The organism is Leptolyngbya sp. GB1-A1 (genome assembly GCF_039962475.1).
Classification (GTDB): domain Bacteria; phylum Cyanobacteriota; class Cyanobacteriia; order Elainellales; family Elainellaceae; genus Leptolyngbya_A.
On the sequence record NZ_JAMPLI010000091.1, the window covers coordinates 1 to 9,659 of the forward strand.

At 48.6% G+C, this 9,659-nt stretch carries 7 protein-coding genes and 3 pseudogenes; 4 read left to right on the top strand and 6 right to left on the bottom strand.

The genetic code is table 11. The features are described from left to right. Window positions 1-259: pseudogene (locus NDI45_RS29830) on the bottom strand (IS6 family transposase); the annotation flags it as partial. Window positions 260-540: 281 nt separating this feature from the next. Here NDI45_RS29830 and NDI45_RS29835 point away from each other — a divergent pair. Then, window positions 541-1,638 (top strand): catalase family protein, encoded by a 1,098-nt coding sequence (locus NDI45_RS29835; RefSeq protein WP_348249945.1) that lies wholly within the window; start codon window positions 541-543, stop codon window positions 1,636-1,638. 623 nt (window positions 1,639-2,261) lie between these two features. Beyond that, window positions 2,262-2,528, top strand: a complete 267-nt coding sequence (locus NDI45_RS29840) for a hypothetical protein (RefSeq protein WP_348249946.1) — start codon at window positions 2,262-2,264, stop codon at window positions 2,526-2,528. A 561-nt stretch (window positions 2,529-3,089) separates the two neighbouring features. On the opposite strand, the gene NDI45_RS29845 is transcribed toward NDI45_RS29840, so the two are convergent. After that, entirely contained in the window at window positions 3,090-4,034 is a 945-nt protein-coding gene (locus tag NDI45_RS29845; RefSeq protein WP_348249947.1) for a zinc-binding dehydrogenase, read from the bottom strand. A gap of 278 nt (window positions 4,035-4,312) precedes the next feature. Between NDI45_RS29845 and NDI45_RS29850 the strand changes: the two genes are divergently transcribed. Continuing rightward, on the top strand, window positions 4,313-5,599 hold the full coding sequence (locus NDI45_RS29850) for a tetratricopeptide repeat protein (protein ID WP_348249948.1): 1,287 nt from the start codon (window positions 4,313-4,315) through the stop codon (window positions 5,597-5,599). On the opposite strand, the gene NDI45_RS29855 is transcribed toward NDI45_RS29850, so the two are convergent. From NDI45_RS29855 to NDI45_RS29870, 4 genes and pseudogenes are all read right to left on the bottom strand, one after another. Next, window positions 5,592-6,398, bottom strand: a complete 807-nt coding sequence (locus NDI45_RS29855) for a PhnD/SsuA/transferrin family substrate-binding protein (RefSeq protein WP_348249949.1) — start codon at window positions 6,396-6,398, stop codon at window positions 5,592-5,594. The two genes, NDI45_RS29850 and NDI45_RS29855, sit on opposite strands and share 8 nt — an antisense overlap. A gap of 150 nt (window positions 6,399-6,548) precedes the next feature. Continuing rightward, window positions 6,549-6,668: pseudogene (cutA, locus tag NDI45_RS29860) on the bottom strand (divalent cation tolerance protein CutA); the annotation flags it as partial. Window positions 6,669-6,939: 271 nt separating this feature from the next. Further along, window positions 6,940-8,472 (bottom strand): WD40 repeat domain-containing protein, encoded by a 1,533-nt coding sequence (locus NDI45_RS29865; protein ID WP_348249950.1) that lies wholly within the window; start codon window positions 8,470-8,472, stop codon window positions 6,940-6,942. A gap of 246 nt (window positions 8,473-8,718) precedes the next feature. Next, window positions 8,719-9,483, bottom strand: coding sequence for a hypothetical protein (locus NDI45_RS29870; protein WP_348249951.1), 765 nt, complete (start codon window positions 9,481-9,483; stop codon window positions 8,719-8,721). Window positions 9,484-9,549: 66 nt separating this feature from the next. On the opposite strand from NDI45_RS29870, the pseudogene NDI45_RS29875 reads away from it, so the two are divergent. Beyond that, window positions 9,550-9,659 (top strand): annotated as a pseudogene (locus NDI45_RS29875) (IS6 family transposase); the annotation flags it as partial.

Sequence of the window (9,659 nt, forward strand, 5' to 3'; positions counted from 1 at the left end):
CCTTACTTTTGATATAAGTCTCGTCAACTCTCCACGAATCGTTGGTCGGCTTCAAGTGGGGTCGAATGCGTTTGTCCAGTTCTGGGGCGTACCTCAACACCCATCGGTTGATCATCGAATGGTCTACTTCCACTCCCCGCTCCTGCATCATCTCCTCTAAATCTCGGTAGCTGAGGGAGTAACGGCAGTACCAACGAACATTGAGCAGGATAATTTCAGGCAAGAAATGCCGCCACTTGAACAGAGCAGCAGTAGCCATCGGAGGGCGAGAAGGCATAACGGGGCTTGTCTACCTTACCAGCGGCTGTTTTTGCGACACAACCGCTTAGAGAACAAAACCCGTAGTACGAGGGTTTAGTATTCCCTAAGTTTGTGCTTTTCCCAAGATACAGATGTTTGGTTTAGCAATTCGATACAGTCATCGAGAGTGTTATGCCTTCTGATTCATTTCCTCCTTAAGTAGGATGAAGTAGAGGAGCCAGGGACGAATCCTTAAACTACAGATGTATAAGTTTAGATCCCACTCGAATCGATCGCCCAATGCTCAACCCCAAACCGTACGTCCGCTACTCTCAGACTGTAGAAGTCAAGCAACCTGATGAGGATCGACTCGTCCGCGAAATCCTAGACTCTGTTGCCCGGCAGGGGCAGAAGGTGTTTGACAAGCATCGCCATGCCATGCGGGGTGCCCATGCGAAGAGTCATGGCGGACTGAAGGGGGAACTGACTGTTTACGACAACTTGCCTGTTCACCTCGCACAGGGATTATTCCGCGAACCCCGCACCTACCCAGTGATGATTCGCTTCTCAACAGTTCCGGGTGACATCATGCCCGATGGTCTATCCTGCTTTCGTGGCATGGCAATCAAGGTCATTGGCGTGGCAGAACCGAAGCTACTGGAGCCGGATGCCGTCACCCAGGATTTTCTCTTGATCAACAGTCCGGTTTTTCCATCGGGCAATATCGCTCGCTTTCTCCCGGAACAGCTCCTTCAGGAAAAGGTTGTGGTCAGTGCCCCAGAGGAGGCGCAACAACTGTTGGGAACGGCTGCCCGCCTAGTGAATGCGATAACCGAGAAAGCAGGCATCAGCCTCTATCCAACAGCGTTGGGCATTACTCATCCTGAAACTCATATTCTAGGGGAAACCTATTACACTGCTGCTGCCCTGCGCTACGGAGATTACATTGCTAAATTGAGTATTGCTCCCCTCTCTGCCAGCCTTCAGCCGCTTATTGGCAAACGCATTGATACCAACAATGCTTCTGCGCTGCGCAACCTGATCGTTGAGTTCTTCCAACAACAGTCCGCTGAGTATGAACTGCGTGTTCAGCTTTGCACCAGTCTAGAAACGATGCCGATCGAGGATGCGTCGATCGAGTGGTCAGAAGGGGAAAGTCTTTATCAGCCGATCGCCAGAATCACAATTCCAACACAGGAAGCATACAGCCCTGCCCGGCAGGTGTACGTGGATGACGTCTTATCGTTTAATGCCTGGCATTGTATTGCAGAACATCAGCCGCTGGGATCGATTCAGCGTTTACGCAAGGAGGTCTATGAGGCGTCCAGTCGTTACCGGCATAAGATGAACCAGCAGCCCAAGCAAGAACCACGAAGCCTTGAGGAAATGCCGGACTAGGAAGCTGCTCTGATCGAGTTCGTGCGATCCTCACTGGCTATCGAGCATTTGGAGAACCAGATTCACCGAATCGAGTGCTACTCGGAAAGAGTTCTGTATGGGAATGGTATTCCCGACAAAAACGTGAAACTGAGCATTCCAGTGAAGACTAGTGTGGCTACCATCAGGCTCAGGCGATGCCAGAACAGCACCCACTGCCGCAATCGGTTGAATTGCATAATGAAGCTGTAACCGAGCAGCTGTTAGAGATTAAGGAGATAGAAAGATTGTCATAAGAGATTCAAAACATTCAAGTAGGCGGGGCAGGAATAAAGCACTTAGCAAAAATTCATTCTGTTGCTAACTGGATTTCTGCCTCGACCAAGGTAACTCAAGTTCTGCGTCTGAACAAAAAATCGTTCTGCATCCAGTATTGGCTTTGATGCAACGCTATCGCTCAATTGTGTTGGGAGAGCGAGAATTTCACAGCATTGCCTTTGCTGACGGGTTGGGCCATCAGCAGGTAGGATTCATGCTGGTCTACCTCAAAGCACCACCGTCAGTTTCGTCCAGACGCCCAGTTTGAACGCCTGAACGAGTTACTCCAGTTTCCGGGGAGTGCCTGCTTTGAAGTGCAAGTGCAGGTGACGCGACAGCAGGGGTCTGGTCGCTTTAATCTCGTAACCCGCTGGAGACGAAGCTATCGGAAATCTCAAACCAATCAAGTCTGGTATCTGTTGACCAACCTCGTCTGCCTTGAAGCTGCACTCAACAGTTACGCCAAAAGGTTTTCGACTGAACCGATGTTCAAAGACTTGAAGAAGGGCGGCTACAACATGGAAAGCTATCGAGCAACTGGACAACGGTTCCAAGCTTTAGTCCTGCTGGTGGCGATTGCCTACTTACATTAGTCTGTATAGACAGTTATGGATTAGCCGGATGGATCTGTAGTCAGAGTGGGCAGGGAAACTCATGCTTCTCAAACCCCCAAAACGTCCCTTTTTTCGATTAGGTTTAAGGGCGATGAGCTTGATCCAGTCTGTTCTTTACCTCCTTTGTCACTCCATGAGGCATTGAGCAGTGGTATTAACCCCAATAAAAGCCCAATAAATAATAAATCAGTACTGCTTTTACCGCCGAATTTCTCTTTCCATGGCAAAAGCAATACTGTAATACCCTAAGCATTCAAATTAAATTGCTGTAAGTCGATCGATTTACCGTATTTAATAGGAATACTAGGCATAGTAACGGGACGACTGCCTCAAGTCAAGCAATCGAATTCTGTTTTTTCTGAAAGCGCAATGAGCTGTAATGTTCGCTCGAAAAGTTGGATCTAAAAGTTGTTGCTTGAGTAACAATTTTAAGGATAGAAGAACATAAAGCTGCTTAAATCACATTAACTAAATCACCTTAGCTAAAGTCTTGTGACTCCTAATTAAAGTGACTTCTCCAAGTTTGCGAAATTTCCGAAATCAAAAATACAAAACTGCTTTTCCTGGAAAGCGACGATCGAGTAATTGCCGAGCAATATCTGCAACCTGCATCCAGGGAGCCTCGACCGAAATTTGCGGTTTGAGCTGTCCCTCTGCTACCAGTCCCAAGAGCCGCTGTAATCCAACCGATGCCGTTTCTCGTCTCAGTTCATGGAACAGAATCAGCGCATACAGGCTTGCACCATTGCTCACACCATAGAAGCGTTGCGCATTAAACGTCACCTCATTGCCGCCCGACGTACCGAACAAAACAACCGTTCCATCGGGTGCAACCGATCCCAACGTCGCTGCAAGGGTTTTGCCCCCAACTGATTCGATTATGAGATCATAGGGAGCGTATTCGCTATCTAACGGCAAATCTTCCCCAATCACCACTGCCTGTGCGCCTGCAGCTTTTACTGCGGCTTCTTGATCCGATCGCCGCAAATGAGCAATGACCTTTGCACCGGATAGCCGCGCTAGTTGAATAGCAAAATTGCCTACACCGCCTGATGCGCCTGTGATCAAGACAGATTTTCCCAGCAAGAGTCCGCCCTGTTTTAGCGCATGATATGCCGTTAATCCTGCAACAGGTAGGGTTGCTGCTTCAGCAAACGAAACGGTATCCGGTAAAAGGGCAATTGCATTTGTTGGAACCGCGACTATCTCTCCCCAAGCTCCCGATCGAACAAACCCCACAACTCGCGTTCCTACAGGTGGGCTGGAACCGTCTGCCGCAGGAGTTTCAATCACACCCGCTAAATCCCATCCGGGCTGCCAGCCTGGCTCAGCCGTTAGGGACCGTCTCACTTCACCGCGATTTAGGGAAACTGCCTGCACTCTGACTAAAGCTTCATTAGCAGCAGGGATTGGGGCATCGACTTCTCGCACAAGCCAGCGTTCAGGAACGCTAGGTTCAACTACAACGGCACGAATTTTAGGCATCGTAGCTCCATTAGAAAGACTTCAAATTGAGTTTAGTCACAAAAGAGAGATGTCTTTTGGATCACATTTTCTGGTGTTTTCAAAGATTCTCTAGCTCTTTGATTTCCAGCGTCAAGCCACAGCGATATCTGGACATTCATTTTTAGCCATGTTATATCTCAATTAGTTAAACTACGGTTTGTACGTCAGCTTACTGTATTTTAGTTAATTTGCCTTAATTTGAAAGCCCTTTATAGGGCTAATGATGTTGAACATTTTGCTACGGGTGGAAAGATCTGATGTTAAAAGCGGCTCAAGACCTTGATATAACGACAGACTCACCAGAGACGATCGCCGCGATCGATACCTTTTCCGAGCGGGCACTTTGCTATGGAAAGGAGGTTGAATCGCTGCTGCTTCAGGGCATTGCTGCCGACCCAACCTGCGCGATCGTTCGGGCTTATGCTGCGGCTTATTACCTGTCGCAAGAAAGTCAAGCCGGACGACAGCAGGCGATTCCCCATCTCAGAGCAGCACAGCAATTTGCCGATCGAACGAGTGAGGGAGAACAGCTTTATATTCAGGCAATTGCAGCCTGGGCAGAAGGTGAGATTAATCAGGCGCTCGCACTGCACGAAGCGATCGCGCAAAAGTTTCCTCGCGATTTAATTTCTGTACAGCAGGGGCAATACCACTATTTTTATCAAGGTGACAAAGCAGGACTGCTGCGGATTGCTCAAACGGTTCTTCCTGCCAATCCAGAAAATCCCTATCTACACGGCATGATTGCCTTTGGACTAGAACAGTGCCATCAGCTTGAAGCTGCAGAACAGTGGGGGCGACGGGCAACGGAAATGCAGCGGCAAAATCCCTGGGCGCATCATGCAGTTGCCCATGTGCTGGAGATGCAGGGGCGTGTAGACGAAGGCATTGCCTGGATGGAAAGCCTCGCGAATACCTGGGAAAGCTGCAACTCTATGCTTTATACGCATAATTGGTGGCACATTGCGCTTTATTATTTAGCAAAGCAGGATGCTCAAGGGGTGCTGAAGCTGTATGACCAGAAAGTATGGGGGCATGCCCGCAAGGATTCCCCGAAAGATCAGGTTGGGGCGATTGCCCTGCTGCTGCGCTTAGAACTGCAAGGCATCGACGTTGGCAAATCTCGTTGGCAAGCATTAGCCCTGTATCTGTTGCCCCGCCTTCACGAACACGCCCTGCCGTTTCAAGACCTGCATTACCTCTATGCCCTGACGCGAGCAGGTCGCTTGTCTTGGGTAAGGGAAATGCTTAACAGTATGGAAGTGCACATCCAAACGCTGCATCCGGAGGCACAATCACCGTGGCTCAAGGTTGCTTTACCTGCGGCACAGGGTATCATCGACCATGCGAAGGGTCACTGGCAGGAAGCGATCGACCATCTCCAGCCCGTTCTACCGCAGCTCTGGAGGATTGGCGGGAGCCACGCCCAACGACAGCTCTTCCAGCAAATTTATCGCGATGCAGTGCGGCATCAGGAACAGCGACATCAGAAACGAGCTCAGCCACGCCTACTTCCCCATTCCAGAATAGCGATCGCTAGATAAACTCGTATCCTGCTTCAATGGCAGCCTGGTACTGCACTGCCAGCATCGTATAATCCTCCGATCGAACTGGGGCAAGGCAACGAATCCGTGCTTTTGTCATTGCGATTTGCAGTTCGGTATCCGGCTGAAGCAGCGCTGCTTGAATTTGCTGAATTGTTGCTGTGTCAAACCGCTGAGAAACTGCGATCGGCGGCATTGGGCAAGCCCCAATTGAATCAATCACGCGCAGTCGTTGCTGCAATTCAGGGAAATCTCGCAGTTCTTGTTCTAAAACAACGCTATCGATCGCCGCACAGTCCGCCAGTTTCTCTGCAACCCAGCGCATTGACTGCTGATGGAATCCAGAAGAAATCGCTTGCGCAAAAAATGGGGCAGGATAGCCCTGTTCAAGGATTCGCTGTCGCAGCAAGTTGTAGCCGCTGTTAGAACCGCGATCGTTATAGCAAAGTGTTTTTCCTGCCAGGTCACTGAGACTGAAATAGGGACTATCCACTGCAACAATCACATCAGCAAAATAGATGGGACTGCTCTGATAGCGATCGCTCTGCATCACAGGCGCAGCGATGGCAATAAGTGAATCTGGTGCGATCCATTCCAGATCAGCTTTGCTGCGCATGAGATATCTGGCAAACGGCAAACCACAGATAAACGCAAAATCCCACTGGTTTTGATACAGTTCAGGATCATCGAGTGGATCAAATTTGCCCTGCTCAATTTGAATATTGAGATGGAAGGTGCGATCAAGAAAGGCAACGATCGCCTCATAAAACCAGAACAAGTTCGGAGATAGATAGGACACTGCCCTAGTAGGGTGACCTTGAATCCGATCAGGTATTGCTTGCCGAAATTCTTTCTGCACGTTGAATATCAATTGAATACCAATGTATAAAGATTGTCATTTTCACAATCAGCCCACTTCCGGTTCCTCAATAATCTTGCCCTTCCATCAGTAGGCGCAGGTAGTTGGAAACCAATTCAGGCAGACTGCTAGCTTCTGTTCCAGCAAAGCATTGCCAATTTGACGGGCTTCCTCCGTAGTATTAATAAGGGTGATGTAGTGGAGTTTCATGGAGAAGTTTTGACAGAAAAGTTGTAATAAATACTATATCTTGATCGGCTTACTGTATTATACTTCAAAAATATGCTAGAAATTCCTTATCCAGGATAACTAAGACCGCTCAACATGACCGATTTGCAGAAGAACTACAGCCAGCCTAAATAGGACGTGAACGAATAATAAGCTCATGATGTGTCTTAAATTCTATGCCTTTTGCTCGTGGAAACCCTCTGCTCATCATGTTCAGTTTAATGAGTATTGACGTTGATGGTTTCATATTAAGTCAGGGAACATCACAAATTTGACGAGTTTCTGATGTTCCCTCTAGGGCGATTGAAGGACGGAGCCAGCGACAAGCCTGCTCGATTAATTCATTCAAGTCGCGAATCGGATACTGTTTTGGTGTGTTGTTTGCAGAAATTACAACAATACTTTTGCCGTCTGCGCTCAGTGCCATCGCGTAACCTTCATACTGAGCAATTTGATTGCCTCTGCCATCCCACATGCGAATCTGACGATCGCCTCCTAAGGTTGCAATCCGTTGACCATTTGCACTAATTTGCACGGCATTAGCTTGAACCGAAGTGGGAATAAACCAGCCCTGTCGCCTATGCAGCGTCGCAGTTTCACCGTTGAGATTCCACAAGAAAGCTCGATCGTCGGCAGCAGAAATAAATTGATTGGTTTGAGGATTGGTAAACGTAAAGCGGGCAAGATCGGAAAAAGTTGTACCGTCCGTAAATCGAGCGCTACGAATTTTATTAACTGGGTTGCCCTGTACGTCCCAAGTTTGCACTGCTGCTGTACCGGAATCACTGGGAGCGATCGTCATCAACCCTTTTCCGTCGGCTGTGAAATACACCTGATCGACCCAGTTCGGATGCACTTGAAAGTTTGCCACAGGTTGCCCCTGCAAATTCCAGAGCTGAACTTTCCCCTGCCCGCCAGCAGTTGCCAAGAATTGACCATCGGGACTGAAGGCGATCGATTGCACTTTGCCTGAAATTGGAGAGGTTACTGCAACTTTGTCTCCAGCTATCGTCCAAATTTGAATCGTATTATCGACTTGCAGCGTTGCCGTATAGCGTCCATCAGGACTGATTGGGTTGTTCCAGGTCAGGGGATTCAGCCAATCTTCGCCCCAAGTTCCAGCAAGTTTCGCAATCGTCTTTCCTCGTAGATCCCCGACAGTTACGGTTCTGTTCTGACCGCTATGCATCAAAAGATATTCTCCTGATGCGTTAAATCGTAAATTATCGATCGCAAATTCACTTAACGGGAGTGACAAATTGCCTTGAGTCTGAGAATTCCAGATCTCTACTGTGCCGTCATTCAATAAAGCTGCAAACGATTCTCCACTTGGGTTCATTCGCACTATGAAAACCTGCTGAGAGAGCGGAGAATATAAAGTCTCAGGCGTTTGCAGATGTAGAAACGTGGTATTAGAAAGGGCGATTGTTTTGCCATTGGGGCTGAACTTCAGCTTATACTCATATCCTCGAAATCTCGATTCGGTAAGCTGCTGTCCGGCAAGATTCCAGACTCGCATGCGATCGTCCCGGTTCTGCGTTACCGTATCGCTGCCAATCGTTGCAAGTTGCTGACCATCCGGACTAATAGCAATTGCATAAATTCCGCCTGAATGCGCCTGAAACTCTCGGAGCAGATTGCCCTGAAGGTCATAAAGCCGCAGCTTACCGTCCTCTGAGCCGATCGCCATAAATTGATTGTTTGGGCTAATTTGAGCATCGATCGTTCCCTGCGATCGCGTTTCCACTGATGTCTTTACCCTGCCATTCAAATCACACTGCGTCACTATGGCGGTTCTTCCTTGAGCAGCGACCATCAAGACAGACTGACTATCTGGGCTGAAACGGGCTTTGAGGACTTGCCCCTGACCCTGACAAATCGCAACAGCTTGTCCCTGATTGTTCTAGAGCTTTACCTGACGATCGCCACCCGTCAGCAGATGCTCTCCATCTGGGCCGAATTCAACGACCAGCGACTGGTGATTCAGTGCCGCAACAAGCTGTCCCTGATCATTCCAGAGCCTTGTGATTTGTCATTGCCAAGTTGCACTATTGTCACTACCAGCATCAATAACAGGTTCGATCGTGGCAAGCAGGCGACCGTTAGGGCTGAACGCAATTCCTAAAATTGGAGTTTGCAGGCTTGAAAAAGTGGCGATTGCATTGCCCACAGTACTCCAAAGCGTTGCCGTACCGTCTGCTTTGATTGCTAAAAAACGTTCTCCATCAGGACTCAGGGCAACTTTATCAATCATTCCCTGCTGCTGAAATTGATTAATTTGTCGTCCCTCAACGTCTAAAATTTGATAATCAGTGCGATCGCGTTGCGTGTGTCCTGTGTAAAATAATATCTGTCCACCATTTGCGGTAAAAGGACGCGCAGTTGTGTTGCTGGTTGCGCCGATCGACTGTTCTTGAATGCGATCGAGTATCAGCTGTAGGGTTAGAATAGGTGTAGTTGTAACGTACTGCTTTGCATCACCCGTTGCTTGCTGTAAGTTTTGTGCTGCCGTTAACGCAGAAATTAATGCCTCACTGGGTTGATAGGAAAACTGGCCGAGGGCACTAGTGCTCGTTCGTTCTGCCTGGCCAACAAGCGTGGCACGATTCAGCGATCGGGTTGACCAGACGGTAATGCCTGAGGCTGCCAACAGTGCAGCAGCTAAAATCCCTGTTCCTAAACGCAGTCGTTGTTGTGCAATACGATTAGCCCTGGCGAGGATTTCATTAGCGCGTTTCGTGTCCTGGTTTTCAAACTGCGGTTGTGTCGCAAAAACAGCCGCTGGTAAGGTAGACAAGCCCCGTTAGGTTCTGTTGCAAGAAGTGATAGAATTAGCGTCTACCGAGAGAAAAATTAACGTCCGGTGGTTGATCCGAAAGCTCCGTTCAAGTGGCGGCATTTTTTGCCAGAGATCATTCTGTTAAATGTACGGTGGTATTGCCGTTATGCTTTGAGTTATCGAGATTTAGAAGA

What these genes read in the sequence shown, in the direction of transcription:
- NDI45_RS29835 (WP_348249945.1), top strand. Translation starts at nt 541, where the DNA reads ATGCTCAACCCCAAACCGTACGTCCGCTACTCTCAGACTGTAGAAGTC.
- NDI45_RS29845 (WP_348249947.1), bottom strand. Translation starts at nt 4,034, where the DNA reads ATGCCTAAAATTCGTGCCGTTGTAGTTGAACCTAGCGTTCCTGAACGC.
- NDI45_RS29850 (WP_348249948.1), top strand. Translation starts at nt 4,313, where the DNA reads ATGTTAAAAGCGGCTCAAGACCTTGATATAACGACAGACTCACCAGAG.